General features: G+C 57.2%; 14 protein-coding genes. 11 read left to right on the top strand and 3 right to left on the bottom strand.

Translation table 11 applies throughout. From position 1 onward, the window contains the following. Positions 1–78 precede the first annotated feature (78 nt). The 7 genes from OMR58_RS00070 to OMR58_RS00040 are packed head-to-tail and all read left to right on the top strand — an operon-like array spanning position 79 to position 8153. Positions 79–1707 (top strand): TIGR04028 family ABC transporter substrate-binding protein, encoded by a 1629-nt coding sequence (locus OMR58_RS00070; RefSeq protein WP_200559268.1) that lies wholly within the window; start codon positions 79–81, stop codon positions 1705–1707. An 11-nt stretch (positions 1708–1718) separates the two neighbouring features. Beyond that, the gene (locus tag OMR58_RS00065) at positions 1719–2663 is read left to right on the top strand and encodes an ABC transporter permease (protein ID WP_264545027.1); all 945 of its coding nucleotides are present in this window, start codon (positions 1719–1721) and stop codon (positions 2661–2663) included. Beyond that, on the top strand, positions 2660–3520 hold the full coding sequence (locus OMR58_RS00060) for an ABC transporter permease (protein WP_264545026.1): 861 nt from the start codon (positions 2660–2662) through the stop codon (positions 3518–3520). The genes OMR58_RS00065 and OMR58_RS00060 overlap by 4 nt, the downstream gene beginning before the upstream one ends. Next, positions 3517–5139, top strand: coding sequence for a dipeptide ABC transporter ATP-binding protein (locus tag OMR58_RS00055; protein ID WP_264545025.1), 1623 nt, complete (start codon positions 3517–3519; stop codon positions 5137–5139). Before OMR58_RS00060 ends, OMR58_RS00055 begins: the two co-directional genes overlap by 4 nt. Continuing rightward, positions 5136–6167, top strand: a complete 1032-nt coding sequence (locus OMR58_RS00050; RefSeq protein WP_264545024.1) for a putative FMN-dependent luciferase-like monooxygenase — start codon at positions 5136–5138, stop codon at positions 6165–6167. The genes OMR58_RS00055 and OMR58_RS00050 overlap by 4 nt, the downstream gene beginning before the upstream one ends. Continuing rightward, positions 6164–7267: an alkylhydroperoxidase domain protein gene (locus tag OMR58_RS00045; protein WP_264545023.1), complete on the top strand. Its 1104-nt coding sequence runs from the start codon at positions 6164–6166 to the stop codon at positions 7265–7267. Before OMR58_RS00050 ends, OMR58_RS00045 begins: the two co-directional genes overlap by 4 nt. 43 nt (positions 7268–7310) lie before the next feature. Then, positions 7311–8153 (top strand): VOC family protein, encoded by an 843-nt coding sequence (locus OMR58_RS00040; protein WP_200559262.1) that lies wholly within the window; start codon positions 7311–7313, stop codon positions 8151–8153. Between the two features lie 194 nt (positions 8154–8347). Here OMR58_RS00040 and OMR58_RS00035 read toward each other — a convergent pair whose 3' ends face one another. After that, positions 8348–9553 carry an LVIVD repeat-containing protein gene (locus OMR58_RS00035; protein WP_444861286.1) on the bottom strand — a complete coding sequence of 402 codons (1206 nt, stop codon included), beginning with the start codon at positions 9551–9553 and terminating at the stop codon, positions 8348–8350. Between the two features lie 49 nt (positions 9554–9602). After that, on the bottom strand, positions 9603–10667 hold the full coding sequence (locus tag OMR58_RS00030; RefSeq protein WP_264545021.1) for a sugar ABC transporter substrate-binding protein: 1065 nt from the start codon (positions 10665–10667) through the stop codon (positions 9603–9605). Between the two features lie 174 nt (positions 10668–10841). Here OMR58_RS00030 and OMR58_RS00025 point away from each other — a divergent pair, with 174 nt between their 5' ends. Together OMR58_RS00025 and OMR58_RS00020 are read left to right on the top strand one after the other, a co-directional pair. Then, positions 10842–11930: an oxidoreductase gene (locus OMR58_RS00025; RefSeq protein WP_264545020.1), complete on the top strand. Its 1089-nt coding sequence runs from the start codon at positions 10842–10844 to the stop codon at positions 11928–11930. Between the two features lie 330 nt (positions 11931–12260). Further along, positions 12261–13157 (top strand): substrate-binding domain-containing protein, encoded by an 897-nt coding sequence (locus OMR58_RS00020; protein WP_234471686.1) that lies wholly within the window; start codon positions 12261–12263, stop codon positions 13155–13157. A 512-nt stretch (positions 13158–13669) separates the two neighbouring features. Here OMR58_RS00020 and OMR58_RS00015 read toward each other — a convergent pair. Continuing rightward, positions 13670–14695 carry a RepB family plasmid replication initiator protein gene (locus OMR58_RS00015; RefSeq protein WP_105591681.1) on the bottom strand — a complete coding sequence of 342 codons (1026 nt, stop codon included), beginning with the start codon at positions 14693–14695 and terminating at the stop codon, positions 13670–13672. Between the two features lie 774 nt (positions 14696–15469). Between OMR58_RS00015 and OMR58_RS00010 the strand changes: the two genes are divergently transcribed. Both OMR58_RS00010 and OMR58_RS00005 read left to right on the top strand, forming a co-directional pair. Continuing rightward, positions 15470–16663, top strand: a complete 1194-nt coding sequence (locus OMR58_RS00010) for an AAA family ATPase (protein ID WP_200545069.1) — start codon at positions 15470–15472, stop codon at positions 16661–16663. An 8-nt stretch (positions 16664–16671) separates the two neighbouring features. Continuing rightward, positions 16672–17643, top strand: coding sequence for a ParB family protein (locus OMR58_RS00005; protein ID WP_264545019.1), 972 nt, complete (start codon positions 16672–16674; stop codon positions 17641–17643). The last annotated feature ends 174 nt before the right edge of the window (positions 17644–17817 follow it).

The following is a 17817-nucleotide window of genomic DNA, read 5'->3' as shown; positions in this document are numbered from 1 at the left end:
CTTGGTTCACCAAACCCCTTGTCAGGATTGATATTTATCGTCAGCAGATAAAACAAACTGACAATAAAGGAATTCCTCATGCGCACGACTTTCCGCCTCAACGCCCTCGCCGGCGCACTGGCGTTATTTTCCGGGGTGATTGCCGCACAGGCCGCCGATAAACCCGTTCAGGGCGGCACGCTGGTTTACCTTGAGCAGCAGGCACATACCAACCTTTATCCGCCGGCCGGTGGCTTCTATCCCAACGGCGGCATTCTGAATCAGATCACCGATAAACTGACCTGGCAGAACCCGAAAACGCTGGAAGTGGAACCGTGGATTGCGGAAAGCTGGAGCAGCAACGCGGACAAAACCGAATACACCTTTAAAATCCGCCCGGGGGTGACGTTCTCTGACGGCACGCCGCTGGATGCCAACGCGGTCGCGAAAAACTTTGATACCTACGGCCTCGGCAATAAAGCCCAGCGCCTGCCGGTGTCGGAAGTGATCAACAACTATGACCACAGCGAAGTGATCGACCCGCTGACGGTGAAGTTCTTCTTCAAAAAGCCGTCGCCGGGCTTCCTGCAGGGCACCGCCACCATCGGTTCCGGTCTGGTGTCCCTCAGCACGCTGGCGCGCAATTTTGAGGCGCTGGGCGATGCCCGCCACATTATTGGTTCCGGTCCGTTTGTGGTCAGCGATGAGAAGCTGGGCCGCGAGGTGGATCTGAAAGTCCGCGCCGACTACCAGTGGGGACCGAAGAACGGTGCACAGCAGGGCCGCGCCAATCTGGACGCGATTAAAATTATCGTCACCCCGGAAGACAGCGTGCGCATTGGCGCATTGCTGGCAGGCCAGGCGGGAGCCATTCGCCAGGTGCAGGCCTACGATGAAAAGCAGGCAGAACAACAAAACTTCCCGATTTACGCGGCACCAACTCGCGGGATTAACGACAGCCTGAGCTTCCGCCCGGACAACGCACTGGTCGCAGATGTGAAGGTGCGTAAAGCCCTGCTGCACGCCACCAACAGCCAGCAGATCGTCGACACCCTGTTCTCACCAAACTACCCGGTGGCGAAGTCGGTGCTGGCCAGCTCGGCGGCGGGCTTCGTTGACCTCAGTGACCAGCTGAAATTTGACCCGGCGCTGGCCAACAAACTGCTCGATGAAGCGGGCTGGAAAGCGGGCAGCGACGGCATCCGTCAGAAAGACGGCCAGAAGCTGGCGCTGACGGTGTATGAATCGCTGCCGCAGCCGCAAAACAAAGAGGTCTTACAGCTGGTGGCACAGCAGTGGAAACAGGTTGGCGTTTCGCTGGCGGTGAAAGCGGGCGATGCGGGCAGTAAAACCGTCGATAACCTCGACCCGCAGAAAACCCCGGTTTCCGTCACCGAAGTGGGTCGTGCCGATCCGGACGTGGTGAAAAGCCAGTTCTATCCGACTAACCGCGATGGCCTGTTGCAGAAAGGCGGTTCAAGCAGCCTGGTGAAAACCTTCCGTGACGACAAGCTCAACGGCATTCTTGAAGGCATCGCGGCCGAAACCGATCCGCAGAAACGCCTGGCGCTGACCGGCGATGCGCAGCGCTATCTGATCGAGCAGGCCTATAACATTCCGATCTTTGAAGAACCGCAGGTGTTTGCCGGCGCGCCGTGGCTGAAGGGTCTGACCTTCGAAGCCGTAGGTCGCCCGAGCTTCTACGGTGCCTGGCTGGAAAAACACTGAGGTAAACAGCGATGACGGGATATTTCACTCAGCGACTGGGACAGGCTCTGCTGGTGCTGTGGGTGGCGTTTACCGTCTCCTTTGTACTGCTACAGGTGCTGCCCGGCGATGCGATTCTGATTAAATTTCAGAACCCTGATTTAGGACTGAGCCCGGCGCAGATCGAAGAGATGCGCCAGTCTTACGGGGCCACCACGCCGCTGTGGAAGCAGTATCTGCACTCTCTCGGCAGTATGCTGCGCGGAGACTTTGGCTTCTCCGTGCAGGCCGGGGTGCCGGTCAGCGAGCTGCTGGCCGAAAACTTCCCTGCCACGCTGCGCCTGGCGCTGCCGGGCTTTGTGCTGGCCACGCTGCTGGCGGTGGTGATTGCCTTCAGCTCCAGCCTGACCGGGCTGCGCTGGCTGCGTAACGCCTTGCAGTCGCTGCCGTCTCTGTTTATCTCGATCCCCACCTTCTGGCTGGGGATTGCGCTGATTCAGGTCTTCTCCTTCCAGCTGCGCTGGATACCGGTGATCAACCCCGGCGAGTGGGTCGGTCTGATCCTGCCGGTGATCACCCTGGCGGTGCCGATTTCAGCACCGCTGGCGCAGATCCTGATCCGCAGTATTGATCAGGTGCAGACTCAGCCCTTTGTCGCCGTTGCCCGCGCCAAAGGAGCCAGCCAGCGGCGGGTGCTGTGGCACCACGTGGCGCGTAATGCGCTGCTGCCAGTGCTGACCATTGCCGGTCTGCTGCTGGGCGAGCTGATTGCCGGAGCGCTGATCACCGAAACGGTGTTCGGCCTCAGCGGGCTGGGCCAGCTGACTCAGCAGGCGGTGAACAATCAGGACGTGGCGGTGCTGCAGGCGATCGTGATGATTTCCGCTACTGGCTTCGTGCTGATCAATTTACTGGTCGACGTCTTCTCTCCGTTACTCGACCCGCGTCTTAAGCATTATCAGAGGGCGGCATCATGAGCCTCGCCGATTTGAACAGCACACACAAAGCTACCCGCCTGCACTGGCGCAACATTCTGCCACGGCAGTTTCGTCCGGGGCTGGTGCTGGCCTGGCTGGTGATAGCCATCGCCATTCTCTGGGCGCTGGTTCCCGGCTGGTTTACCGACTGGAGCGCCACCGAAGGGGTGGCCGGTGCGCAGCGCCTGGCACCGCAGGCCGGGCACTGGCTCGGCACCGATCAGCTGGGACGCGACCTTTATGCGCGCATCGTCTGGGGCGCATCCCATTCACTGAGCGGCGCGCTGGTGGCCGTGGCGCTCGGCCTGACGGTAGGTACGCTGCTCGGCGTGATCGCCGGGGCACTGGGCGGACGCAGCGAAAGCGTAGTCATGCGGCTGGTGGACGTGCTGCTGGCGATTCCCGGCCTGCTGCTCTCCCTGAGCATTATCATTTTGCTCGGCTTCGGCACCGTTAACGCCGCAATTGCGGTGGGGATCACCTCCATCGCCAACTTCGCCCGCCTCGCCCGCTCTGAGGTGGTTCGCGTGCGCCATTCCGAATACGTTGAGGCGGCTTACGGCAGCGGCGGCACCTTCTTCGCGGTCCTGTGGCGGCACATTTTACCGAACTCGCTGACGCCGGTGCTGGCGTTCTCGGCGCTGCAATTCGGCAGTGCAATCCTGGCGATTTCCACACTCAGCTTCCTGGGTTACGGCACACCGCCGCCTACCCCGGAGTGGGGGTTACTGATCGCCGAAGGACGTAACTATATTTCTACCGCCTGGTGGCTGACCACCTTCCCGGGGATTGTCGTAGTGCTGGTGGTACTGTCCGCCAATCGCATCAGCCATCATTATTCAGGAGGCCGCCGATGAGCGAATCGACCCAGCCGGTGCTCAAAGTGAACAATCTGAGCATCGCTTACCGCAGCGGCGGTGAGCAAAAACGCGTGATCCACAATGTCTCCTTCAGCGTGGAGCGGGGCGAAGTAGTGGCGCTGGTCGGCGAGTCCGGCTCCGGTAAAACCACCACCGCACAGTCGATTATCGGCCTGCTGGCGGACAATGCGGTGCGCGAAGCGGGGCAAATCTGGCTGAACGGCGTGGAGATCACCCACTGGTCGCAGAAGCGCCTGGACGGCATTCGCGGGGCCGCCATCAGCCTGATCCCGCAGGACCCCGGCAGCTCGCTGAACCCGGTAAAAACCATTGGTGCACAGGTGGAAGAGATCCTGCTGCTGCATGAACCATTATCACGCCAGCAGCGCCGCGAGCGCGTGGTGGCACTGCTGAAGCGCGTCGGGTTATCGCATCCCGAACAGCGCGCACAGCAGTATCCACACCAGCTTTCCGGCGGCATGAAGCAGCGGGTGCTGATCGCCATTGCTATTGCGCTGAAACCGGCGCTGATTATCGCCGATGAGCCGACCAGCGCGCTGGATGTCACCGTGCAGAAGCGCATTCTCGATCTGATCGACGAGCTGCGCCGTGAATCGGGCACCGCAGTGCTGTTTGTCACCCACGACCTGGCCGTGGCAGCAGCGCGTTCCGATCGCATTCTGGTCTTCCGCCACGGTGAGATCCGTGAACAGGGCAGCGCGGAGGCGATTGTCCATTCACCGCAGGATGCCTATACCCGCCAGCTGTTCGCCGATGCGCCCGCGCTTTCCGAAAGCGGTTTCGCTCCGACTCAGCGGCAGCAGTTTTCCCAACCGGCGGTGGAAATCATCGGCCTGAACAAATATTTCTCTTTGGGTAAAGGCGAAGGTTTCCAGGCGCTGAACAACGTGTCTTTCAGCGTTCAGCGCGGTACGACGCATGCCCTGGTCGGAGAATCCGGGTCGGGCAAAACCACCCTCGCCCGCATCCTGCTTGGCTTCCAGCAGGCCGACAGCGGCAGAGTGGTGATTGACGGTATTGATGCCTCATCGCTGCGCGGCGAAGCCCTGCGTCAGCTGCGCCGCAAGATCCAGCTGGTCTATCAGAACCCGTTTGCCTCGCTCGATCCGTCACAAACGCTGTATCGGGTGATTGAAGAACCGCTGCTGAACTACGAACCGCTGAGCCAGCAGGAACGCCGCCAGCGTGTAGAAGAAGCAGCGACCCGCGTGGCGCTGCCGCTTACCCTGCTGGACCGCAAACCGCATGAACTTTCCGGCGGCCAGCGCCAGCGCGTGGCGATTGCCCGTGCACTGATCCTGCGCCCGCAGATCCTGGTGCTGGATGAAGCTACGTCGGCGCTGGATGTCACCATTCAGGCGCAGATCCTCACCCTGCTGCTTCAGCTACAGCAGGAACTGGGTCTGAGCTATCTGTTTATTTCACACGATCTCGCCACGGTCCGGCAGCTGGCGCACAGCGTTTCCGTGCTGCGTGCCGGGCAGCAGATCGATTACGGCAACACCGCCGAAGTGTTTAATCGCCCCGCCAGCGACTACACCCGCGAACTGATTGCCGCGATCCCCGTTTTGACTCGCGCTAAGGACACCGCATGACCGCTAAACGTCTTGGATTTTTCACCCGCCTGCTGGATAAAACCAGCGCGCAGGAACGCTATCACCTGGCCACGCTGCAAATTCAGCATGCGGAACGCTGGGGATTTGACACCGCCTGGGTCGCCCAGCACCATTTTCACGAACACGAGGGCGGTCTGCCCTCCCCGCTGCTGTTCCTCGCCAGCGTGGCTGCACAGACGTCACGCATTCGTCTTGGCACGGCGATTATCACCCTGCCGATGGAGAACGCGCTGCGGGTCGCGGAAGATGCCGCCGTACTCGATCTGCTCAGCCATCATCGCCTGGAACTGGGTCTGGGGTCCGGCGGCACGCCCACCTCATTCCTGCCGTTCGATCTGACCTTTGAGCAGCGTGCCGACGCCTTCTCGGCCAATCTGGATACGCTGCTGCAGGCCTGGGGCAACGCACCGCTGGCTCATGAGGACAACCGACTGTATCCGGCCGCGCCGCAGCTGGCCGATCGCCTGTGGCAGGCCACGTTCTCCGTTGCCGGAGCCGCCCGCGCCGGTGCCGCCGGGCACGGGCTGATGCTGTCGCGCACCCAGCCGCGCCCGGCAGGTCAGCCGGAGCTGCCGCTGGATGCCATTCAGAATCCGCTGATCGATGCCTATCTGGAGGCACTGCCTTCCGGTGTTGAACCGCGCATTCTGGCCTCGCGCACCGCCTTCGTCAGCCGCGACGGCAGTGAAGCACGCCGCCTGGCGCTGCCGGGGCTTACCGCACAGGCGGAACAACACCGTGCCGCCGGGCATGTCGTACCGGGCGATACGCTGGATGACTATATAACCGCCTTTGATGCCCATCTCGGCACGCCGGAAGAGGTTGTCGCCTCGCTGCGCAAAGACAGCACCCTGCCGCGCGTCACCGATATTTCGTTCCAGGTGCACTCTATCGATCCGCCGCACCAGCACATTTTAACCTCTATCGAACTGCTGGCCACCGAGGTCGCCCCAGTGCTGGGCTGGCGACCGGCCGTTAGCGCACAGAACCACAAGGAAACCGTATGACTCAGTCTCAGGATTTACTGCAAAAACTGGCCGATATTGCGGCAGACAGCCCGCTGGCGGAAGCCCGCCTGACCCGAGAAGCCGCCACTACGCATACGCAGGGCAGCTACGATGTGCTGTTTAGCGGCAATGATTCGGGTGATTTCCCGCTCTCTCTGCGCCTGGCTCTGGCAGAGCAGATTGCCCGCTGGCACGGCGAAGAATCGCTGACGGCACACTATGCCGGGCGGATCACCACAGCCCCGGCAGAAGATCGGCTGGCCTCCGCGCTGGCACATGCCGAGCTGCTGACCTTTAAACCGGCCAGCGCAGAACCGTCCCATTTGCAGGTGCTGGAACAGGCGGGATGGAGTAAAGAAGCCATCGTGACCCTCTCTCAACTGGTGGCGTTTATCAGCTTCCAGAGCCGTCTGCTGCGCGGTTACCGCCTGCTGAACGGCGAGAACGGTTCGGCGGCCAGCTCACAGCCGGTTACTGCGGCCGCCTGGCGCACCGAACCACAGACCCTGAGCGGGAAAAATGCGCCACCGGCCTTTACGCGTGAAGAGCTGGGCTGGGAGCCTTGGCTGGCAGCCAAACCGCTGGCCGAGTTCAACGCGCTGGAAAAAGCCACGCTGGCCAAGTTCGGCCACACTGATTCTGATTACTTCCGCCTGCTGGCGCGTAATCTGCCGCTGCTGGAACAGCGCACGCTGACCGATAAGGGGATTTTCTTCACCTCCGGCGGGCTGCCGCGCAAGGAGCGAGAGCTGGCCGCCACCGTCGCCAGTAAGGTCAACGGCTGTATTTTTTGCGCCTCAGTTCACGCCCGTAAGGCCGCGCAGCTGTCGAAACAGCCGGAAGACATTCAGCGCCTGATTGACACCGCCCCCGGCAAACCGCTGGCGGTGGATCAGTCCCCGCGCTGGCTGGCGCTGATCGACCTGGCCGCTTCGCTTTCCGCCACACCGCCAACGGCCAATGTGAAGCAGCTGGCCACCCTGCGTGAACAGGGGCTGAGCGAACTGGAACTGGTGGATCTGATCCAGTCTACGGCGTTCTTCGCCTGGGCTAACCGCCTGATGCTGACTCTCGGCGAGCCATACACCGAAAACGTCTGACTTGACAGGGGAGCTGCGGCTCCCTTTTTAACAGGAGTGCTCTATGTCACAACCGCAACCCGCACTAGATCACGTGGTGATCAACGTCGGCCCACAGCTGGATGAGGCGGCAGCGCTGTTTCAGCGTCTCGGTTTCCAGCTTACCGCACGCGGCCACCACTCGCTGGGTTCAAGTAATCACCTGGCGATTTTCGACAATAACTACCTTGAACTGCTCGGTTATGAGCCGGATCGCGGCAATCTGCGCCGCGATCTGTGGCAATCGCCGATTGGCCTTTCCGGGCTGGTGTGGAAAACCAACGATGCCGATGCGGTGTACCAGCATCTGCAACAGCAGCAGCTGGCCGATACGCCACCGGGGTCGTTTTTCCGTCCGGTCACGCTGCCGGACGGCAGTGAGACGGAAGCCCGTTTTCGTACCGTCAGACTGCATGCCGATCGCGTACCGAACGGCCGCAGCTTCTTTTGCCAACATCTGACTCCAGACGCGGTCTGGCAGAAAGACTGGCAGGTACATTCGAACGGCGTCACGCAGATCCGTGAATTCGTTATCGCAGCAGATCATCCCGGACAGGCCGCCGAGGTTTATCTTCAGCTGTTCCCGTCCGTGGCGCTACAGGAAACGGAAAGCGGTGAGCGGATCATTGATGCGGGCGTGGCGCGGATACGCTTTGTTCCGACCGAGGCGGCGAAAGCCGAGTTCGGCACGCTGCCGGACGACTACAACGGTTCGGCCAGAATGGTGGCGCTAAGCCTGCACAGCACCTCGCTGGAACAGGTGAAAAACAGCCTGTCCCAAAGCGGTATTCCCTTCCATGAGGATCGGCAGGGTGTTCGCGTTGATGCCCGTCACGCATTCCAGCTGGCGCTGCGCTTTACGCAGTAAACCGAGGCGAAAAGGTCAGTACAGCGCCATGGGTCACACTGACCAGGCAGGTCAGGCAGGTCAGGCAGGTCAGGCAGGTCAGGCAGGTCAGGCAGGTCAGGCAGGTCAGGCAGGTCAGAGTCGCTTAAAACAGTCGTAAAAATAGCGGGCATTGGCCCGCTATTTAATTTTACCCGTCGGCAAAAAACCGGTGCTTAGCCGAGATACTCGATAATCGACAGACCGCCGTTATAGTCGGTGCTGTAGATAATGCCTGCGGCATCCACAAATACATCACACGACTGGATCACCTGCGGGCGTCCCGGCCTTGTATCCATCATTTTTTCCGGGGCGGCAGGCACCAGCGCACCGGTTTCCACCGGCTGATGTGGATTGCTGATGTCGTAGGCACGCACGCCCGCATTCTGCCAGGTCGCGAAGATCAGCGATGAGCTGACAAAGCTTCCCGGGCGGTTTTCATGCAGGTTGTGCGGACCAAAGTGCGCCCCTTTCGCCACGTAGTCGATTTCACCCGGCTGCGGGAAGGTCGAGATGCTGACCGGGTTGGACGGTTCACGAATATCAAACAGCCAGATGTGCTTTTCCCCGTCTTCCTGGTTATCCAGCACCGCTTCATCCAGCACCACCAGAAGATCGCGATCCGGCAGCGGCAGCGCGGTATGCGTTCCGCCACCGAACGGCGGACTCCAGTTGCGATGGCTGATCAGCGTCGGCTGACTGCGGTCGCTAACGTCCAGCAGCGTCAGGCCGCCGTCACGCCAGCTGCCATAGGCAGTATCACCGCTGATAATCGCATGATGCAGCGCATAGCGTTTACCTTCCGGCCAGTCGGGCTGTTCGCCTTCTGCGGCGTTCATGCCCGGCAGCCACCAGCGGCCTGCCACCTCCGGCTTTTGCGGATTGGCGAGGTCGATGGTCAGGAAGATATAGTCGGTAAACCCGTCCAGCAGCGCGGAAACATACGCCCAGCGGCCGCCTACGTACCAGATGCGGTGAATACCAATGCCGTTCAGCGGCAGGAAGCTGATTTCACGCGGGCGATCGGGGATGGAGATATCAAAAATGCGCAGACCGGCGCTCCAGCCCTTATCCTGCACATCGCTGACCGTCTCCCCCACCGAGCGGGTGTAATACACCTTCTCATCGGCAAAACGCACGTCGGCAAACAGATCGCGGGCGTTGATCACCAGCAGCAGATCGTCATGCGCCTGGAGATGCACATTCCACGTTCCCGGCGGCGCAGCAATATAGCCCGCAGGCCGGGGGTTTTTCGCATCACGGACATCAATAATCGAAAAACCGGAAGAAACCATATGGCCCACGTAGGCGTAGCCACGGTGAACCATCACCTGTACACCGTCCGGTCGCCCACCCTGGTCGCTGTGACCAATCAGGCGCATGTTCCGGCTGAATTCCGGGATCGGTAAACTGTCTGACACGCTGTCGTCCTTACTTTTTGTATTTCGCTTCCAGGGTAGCAAACCACGGCGCCACGAAGTCTTCGGTCTGGCCCCAGCCCGGGATGATCTTGCTCAGGCCCGCGACGTTAACCGGGCCAGGCTGGGCTGCCAGCAGCGCCTGTGGAATCGTGGTGGCTTTGAACTCGTAACTGTCCGGCGTGGCTTCACCCGCCAGCTTCAACGCCACCAGGCGCACGTTGGTGGCACCGATCAGTTTTGGATCGACCGCCGCAGTGACTTTCCACGGGCTGCCGGCTTCACGCATCAGCTGCAGGTCCTGGTTGGAAACGTCGATGCTGTAGAGTTTGATTTCGGTACGGCCATTCTCTTTCAGCGCCTTCATCGCACCCTGGCTGAAGGCGTCCCAGGTTCCCCAGATCGCATCCACTTTGCCTTTCGGATATTTGGCCAGCAGCGCGCCCACTTTATTGGCGGTATCACCCTGCACATCGGAGGAAACGGCACCGACGGATTCCAGCTCGTGGATACCCGGGTTTTCCTGCAGCAGCTGCTTATAAGCGGCCTGACGACGTTCCATCGGCGGGAAACCGGCGACCCACAGTTTGATGATATTGGCTTTGCCATTGTAATCCTGCACCAGCTGCCCGAAGGAGAGTTTGGTCAGCGAAGCATCGTCCTGCTGGGTAACGGTCGCGCCCGGAATGGTGCCGTCAACGGAGGTATCAAACACCGACACAGCAATGCCGCTGTCGACGATCTTTTTAATCAGCGGTGCGGCATACGGCGCGCGCCCCTGTGACAGAATGATCCCGTCATACTTCTGGCTGATCGCCTGGTTGACGAAATCCTGGAATTTCGCGTCGTCGCCGTTAGTTAAAAAAGTACTGACCTTAAAGCCCAGCGCTTTACCCTGCTGGATCGCGCCCTGTACAAACTGTGTGGTGTTATCGTCGGAACCGAGGTTACGGATCACGGCGATACGCACCGGACCATCATGGCTGGCAATTTTCTCCGGTACCGGAGTCGGCGTGGCGGCATGAACGGGCAGAGCGCTGGCAACTAACAGAGCCAGTACGGAAAAAATTGGTTTCATCAGAGATCCCTGTGTCAAAAAGTAAACTGGAGAATAAACGGCACGATAAGTCACTTTTTCATGCCTGTAACTGACTGACAAAGAAGTAAAAGGAATAAGTAACTATAAAAAAAGTATTAGCCTGTGGCAGAGGCTCTACAGCAGGATAGAGGCAAAGAAACACTAAGGATTATCATGGACATTACTGCAATTCAGGTCGTTCCCGGCCCCGCTAACTACTATTCCCATCCCGGCGCACTGACGCGTCTGGCAGATTTCTATAGCGAAGAACAACTTTCACATGCCGTGTGGCTTTACGGCGAGCGCGCAATTCATGCCGCGCGACCTTTCCTGCCTGCGGCATTCTCACAGAACGGGGCGCGACACCTGCAATACGGCGGTCACTGTACCGACCCCGATCTTGCCGAGCTGGCTCAGGCCGCCGGTGACGATCGCCAGGTGGTGATTGGCGTAGGCGGCGGTGCACTGCTGGATACAGCCAAAGCGCTGGCTCGTCGTCTGAGTCTGCCGTTTGTTGCCATCCCGACCATCGCCGCTACCTGTGCCGCCTGGACCCCACTTTCGGTCTGGTACAACGCCGCCGGTCAGGCCTCGCACTATGAAATTTTCAATGATGCTAACCACCTGGTGCTGGTGGAACCGGAGATCCTGCTGCAGGCCCCGGTTGAGTATCTGCTGGCCGGGATCGGCGATACGCTGGCGAAGTGGTATGAAGCCGTGGTGCTGGCACCCGAACCCAAAAAACTGCCGCTGACTGTACGTCTGGGCATTGATACTGCTGCCACCCTGCGTGATGTGCTGCTGGGGCAGAGTGAAGCCGCGCTGGCCGACCAGCAGAAAGGCGTGCTGAGTCAGGATTTCATGGACGTGATTGACGCCATCATCGCCGGCGGCGGCATGGTAGGCGGCCTCGGCGAACGCTATACGCGTATCGCGGCGGCGCATGCTGTGCATAACGGTCTGACCATTCTGCCGCAGACGGCACGCTATCTGCACGGCACTAAAGTGGCCTACGGCATTCTCGTGCAGTGCGCGTTGTTGTCCGATGAAGCCGCCACGCGTCAGCTGATTGCGGCCTATCAGCGCTTCAATCTGCCAACCACGCTGGCGGCGCTGGGCGTGGACGTCAACGATCCGGCCCAGATCGATCCGGTCATCGCGCATACCCTGCGCCCGAAAGAATCGATCCATGCGCTGCCGATCCCCGTTACGCCGGACAGCCTGCGCGAAGCGTTTCTTCACGTAGAGTCCTTAGGTCAGTAAAACGCAGAGTGGGCTCATCTCAACCCGGGGTGAGCCAGATATTTATCCACAGAATCGGGGGATAATTCAGTGAGTAACTGTATTAAACCTGAGAAGAAACACCTCGCAAAAATCATTAACGATTTGATAGCTGGTGGTTTTTTTAATTTGTGAATCGGCCAGGGGCGAACGATCGCCGTGGCCGATTTTATCACCGATATTTCAGACCAATCCGGTAACCCTGCGTGACAATGTCACGAAAATCATGCTGCGCGATGGGGCATGGAGACAAAGGCATTTTTTGCTATTCTGTCAGCGCGACTTTCCCGTCAGAAGCCTAATGAGTAAACCATGATGAAGGACAGAACAGATATGGCGCAGTCCCGTGAAGATAAAACCAAAATTATCGGCGTGGTCAGCGATGAATTTACCAACCCCTACACCGTCACCCTGCTGAATGAGCTGAGCCGTCAGTTGAACCAGCGCGGCTGCGTTACGCTGCTGCTGAACGTTAACTCACGTGACGGCTTGCAGGCTGCGTTGAGCAGTGCAGCCCCGTTAAAGCCTGATGCGCTGATTTTCCTCTCTTCACTTTTCAGCGACGAGTTGCGTATTGCCGCCGATATTCTGCCACAGGTTCCGGCCATTTATATCGGCAGTGCCACACCAGACGCTACGGCAGACAGTATCGGCGTTGATGGGCACACCGCCGGTAAGCAGGTTGCCAGGCTGCTAAGTTCACAGGGCTATTCCCGTTTCGGCTATCTGCAGGCGCAGGACTCCGCACCGCTGCCACAACAGGAAGGCTACAGCGAAGGGCTGGCGGCAGCACATCAGTCCGTCAAACAGGTGCTGACCGCCGGAGGCTTCGATCGTGAACACGCCTGGCGCGCCACGCTGGCCTACCTGAAGCAAACCTGGGCTTCCGAACGTATCGATGCCCTGTTCTGTGATAACGACGAGCTGGCGTTTGGCGCACTGCAGGCAGTGCGTGACTTTGGCGAACGGGTTCACGTTGGCGTTGTTGGATCTGGCGACACCAGTGAAGCGCACTCCGCAACCTGGCATCTCACCAGTCTGTCACAGCGCAGCGATCTGCTGGTCGGCGAAGCGCTCAACCGCCTGCTGGATAACCACAGCGATCCGGAAGGCGCATGGCGTCACGGAGAACTGAAAGTCCGACATTCACATCTGAGCCGCGAGACCTTCAGTGAGCCCTCGCAGTGTGGCTGCGCCAGCCGTCATTGATCCGACGATGACAGCGCTACGATCCTTCCCATCCTGAAAAACAGCCCGGAGCCGATTCCGGGCTGTTTTTTTAATACCAAAAGCGATCCCGCCCAAAGATCCTTTCAACAACCACTGTAGTGAGAGGATCCACTTTGAATATCCACTGTAGAGAGAAGTCCGCTGAAATAACCACTGTGGAGAGTATTAACCACTATAGAGAGTGGTAACCACTGCAACGAGTAGATAACCACTGTGGTGAGAGCACTATCCACTGTGGTGAGTAACGGCGAAATAAAGTGGGTTTAAAGAGGTGGATACTTAAATGTTAGTAATCACTAACATGCCATATAACAAGGCATTACAGGTTAGTGGTCACCAGGGCGGCGCGGAATAACCACTGTAGAGAGTAACGCCACTCATTACAGTGGTTACCCTACTCTCTACAGTGGTGATTATTGATGGGAGGGAGGAAGATCACTCACTACAGTGGATAGTGAATTGACGATCTTCTCTCTACAGTGGTTAATTAATCAGGATTTGCGGCCCTTGCGGATCTTCTCCAGCAGCTCCAGCTCTTCACGGGAGAGCATCACCATCTCCCCTTCTTTCTCTGTGCTGTCCGGGATGTCATCAAACTCGTCTTCGCCAATGTCAGGCAGACTGAGCGGGATGTCCGCCGGGCGCAGCTTTGGCCGTCTGTAGTGGATAACAAAGTACACCACCTTGCCGCGCTTCACTTCGGTATAGTCGAGGTAGCCAATTTCTTTCAGCTGCTCCATCGCCTTACGCACCGTGGCATTCTGCGTGATCGTTCGCGAGGTCAGATTCAGCCTTGCCCGCAGGCGGGCCATAGAGATCGGTGCCGGTGACGGCGGCAGGCTTTCAATAAACGTATAGAGTGCCTGCGCGGACTCTTTACGCGAAAGTTCATTGATCGCCCTGAGCTGCAGCAGCACCTTTTTATCAAACTGATACAGCTCAAAGATCTTCGGATCGGCCTGGAGCGTTACCGAGTCATTTTTGGTGCTGTACTTCGCCGACTGAACCAGGTGAGTCACGTAGTACTCCCCTTCCTTGCTACTGAAAGCAATGGTGTTGGTCGCAATGCGCGTCAGAGACGCATCCAGACGGCTTCTGAGCCGCGCAGAGGACCTTACCGAGGGTATCCCACAGAGTTTGGCAAAATCGATGAACGGCAGCGTTACGCTGTCTCCCAGCACCTTGTATTTAGCAAACGCATGAATGATCCCGACCCAGGTCTTAAAATCGTTGTCCATATCCAGTCGGGCACCGGTGATCTTTATATTCTCATACCCTTCCGACTTGACGATCGACAGCTGCTTTAACTCTTCCGTGACGTCCATCGTCGACATCTGGTTCTTACGCCCGCGCGCGGTGGATTTCAGCGTGGGAACAAACAGCCCCAGCCGCATCAGTGCCACGGGCTGCACGGTATTGTTGGTGTTAGGCGTGAGGTTAATAACTTCGCCGGTGCGTTTATCCGTTTCACTGAAAGCGTCGGCTATCATTTTGTTTTCTGGATCTTTATCCGGCATTTTTCACATTCCGTAAACTCACAGGCGAGGATCGCGATTACTGGTTACAGTGGATACTAACACTCACTATAGCGGATGTTCTACTCGCTACAGAGGTTTTATTACTTATCACAGTGGTTAGTTTACTCACCACAGTGGATAACAACCCCCTCCAGGAGCAGGTGTGGCGCGGCCTGAGCGCATGCAGGGATCTTTATGGTTCTTATAAGGTTCTTTATGGATCTTGTTACTGGATCTAAGCAGTGGATAAAATTACGTTATTTCAGGTCTGAAAACTGTGGAAAAGATCCGGTAACTGCCGATCCAGATTTACCTGCTCACTTAACAACCCTTTACTGGCGCATTTCTGCACGAAAACAGACTTATCAGAGTTATTCACCGTGATTTTTACCCTTTCCTCACTACAGTGGTTTTGATCTACTCTCTTCAGCCGTTAACCGACTCTCTACAGCGGTTGTTTTACTCACCGTAGCGGTTATTTTACTCCTTACAGTGGATAACGATCGGGTCTGAGGCCAGACAGGACAAGGGCTGTGAGGGTGCGGGGATCTTCTTGGATCTATTTATGATCTATTCAGGATCTAATTATTGGATCTGGCCTGTGAATAACGGGGAAAAAATGCACAGTTCTGGTGTGAATATGAGTAAAACAACGATCTTTTCTTTCAGTCATCCATTTAGAGATAAAAGCCACCTTTATGTTGATAATTATCTTCGTATGTAGGATTATTGATTTTAAGACGATAAGCTACATAAGTGGAGACATTGATGAATATGGATTCGCATCAGACTGAAAAGATCGCCCAGCGGGCAGGTAAAATGCTGACTTCTCTGACTGAACACATTCAGGCACAGAAAGAAGAAATGCGTGAGAACGAATACTTTCAGGTCTACGCCAAAGCCGCACTGGCAAAACTGCCTAAACTGACTCGTGCAAACGTTGATTACGCCGTCAGTGAAATGGAAGAAAGCGGTTATGTTTTTGACAAACGCGCTGCAGGATCGTCAACGAAGTATGCGATGACTATCCAGAATATTGTGGATATCTATCAGCACCGTGGCGTTCCTAAATACCGTGACCGTCATGCAGAAGCGCTGACCGTATTCGTCGGCAACCTGAAAGGCGGCGTGTCAAAAACCGTCTCCACCGTTTCTCTGGCACATGCGATGCGTGCTCACCCTCACCTTCTGTTTGAAGATCTGCGCATTCTGGTTATCGATCTCGATCCTCAGTCTTCAGCTACCATGTTCCTTAACCACACAAGGGCTGTGGGTATTGTGGAAACCACTTCCGCACAGGCGATGTTACAGAACGTCAGCCGTGAAGAGCTGCTGGAAGAATTTATCGTCAGCTCAGTCGTGCCCGGTGTCGATGTACTGCCCGCCTCGATTGACGATGCTTTCATTGCTTCCGGTTGGGAAGGTCTGTGTAGTGAACATCTGCCAGGCCAGAATCCGCACGCCGTTCTGCGGGAAAATGTCATCGACAAATTAAAGTCAGATTATGACTTTATTTTTGTTGATAGTGGACCCCATCTTGATGCGTTTCTGAAAAATGCCATTGCCGCTGCGGATCTGTTAATGACTCCGGTGCCACCGGCGCAGGTTGATTTTCACTCAACGCTTAAATACCTGACACGTTTGCCAGAGCTGGTCAGCATTATTGAATCCTCCGGCTGCGGTTGTCGCCTGCTCGGCAATATTGGCTTTATGTCCAAACTGTCTAACAAACCGGATCACAAAGTTTGTCACAGCCTGGCAAAAGAGATCTTCGGCGGCGATATGCTGGACGTTGCCCTTCCCCGCCTTGATGGCTTCGAACGCTGCGGCGAATCCTTCGATACCGTTATTTCTGCCAACCCGGCGACTTACATTGGCAGCAGCGAGGCGTTAAAAAATGCCCGTGCCGCAGCCGAAGACTTCGCCAAAGCGGTCTTTGATCGCATTGAATTTATTCGCATTAACTGAGGTGCCTGATGAACATTAAACGAAATACTATCGGGCGCACCTTCAGTGCGCCGGTATTAAACAGCGAACCGCAAGCAGAACCGGTCAAACAGATATTTACGCTGTCATCAGGCAAAAAAGCCGTTTTTTCCCGCGTTACCGTTGCGGCAGCGGATGTTGCCAGCAAAACGTTCGTGGTTCAGGAAACCAACGGCCGTGACCAGGCCGCGCTGACGCCTGAATCCCTGGAAGGCATTACCCGCACGCTTCGACTGCAGCAATTTTTCCCGGCGATTGGCGTGCGCAAAGGTGAGACGATTGAGATCCTTGATGGATCGCGCCGTCGTGCATCTGCCATTCTGTGCAACGTCGGGCTGGATGTACTGGTCACCGATGTACCGCTGACCGCTGCCGAAGCCCGTAACCTGGCGCAGGATATTCAGACCGCGCGCGAACACAACATTCGCGAAGTTGGCCTTCGTCTGCTGGCGCTGAAGGAAAGCGGACTGACTCAGAAAGAGATCGCCGAGGATGAGAACCTGTCACAGGCAAAAGTGACCCGTGCACTGCAGGCTGCCAGCGTTTCTGCTGAGCTGCTGTCCATTTTCCCGGTGCAGTCTGAGCTGACCTACGGCGATTACAAGAACCTGCTGGCTGCGGAAGAGATGCTGGCCACCATGGATATTTCCATACCCGAACTGCTGGATAATATTGGCAGTGCGGTAGAAAGCATTCGTGCTCAGTCATCTCTGGCTGAAGATGAAGTGAAGAATAAAATCATCGCGGAAATCAGAAAGGAAGCAGCCTTACTGGTGATGACCCCGGAGAAGGATAAGGTTATCACCACGCCGCTGTGGGACTTCAGCGACAAGAACCGCTATGCGCGCAAAAAGACGCGTGGACGCACCTTTAGCTATGAGTTCAATCGCCTGCCAACCGATTTGCAGAGTGCGATAGACAGCGCCATCGCTGCGGTACTGGCTAAGCATTTGAAGAGCTGATTTTCATTCTTCCCTGCATCGGCAACCCCAGAGAGGGGCAATGATGCAGGGTGTTTCTACTGATTTCCCGTCATTGAATTTCACGCCTTTCTCCCCACCGATTTCACTATTAATTTGCTGTTTTTAAAGGAGTTTCATTTTGAATTTCACGATGAAATCTCCATGATTTTACTG

The organism is Erwinia sp. INIA01 (assembly GCF_025947915.1).
Taxonomy (GTDB): Bacteria; Pseudomonadota; Gammaproteobacteria; order Enterobacterales; family Enterobacteriaceae; genus Erwinia; species Erwinia coffeiphila.
The sequence above is the reverse complement of the archived record's forward strand: the minus strand, read 5'-3'. Positions and strand labels throughout refer to the sequence as shown.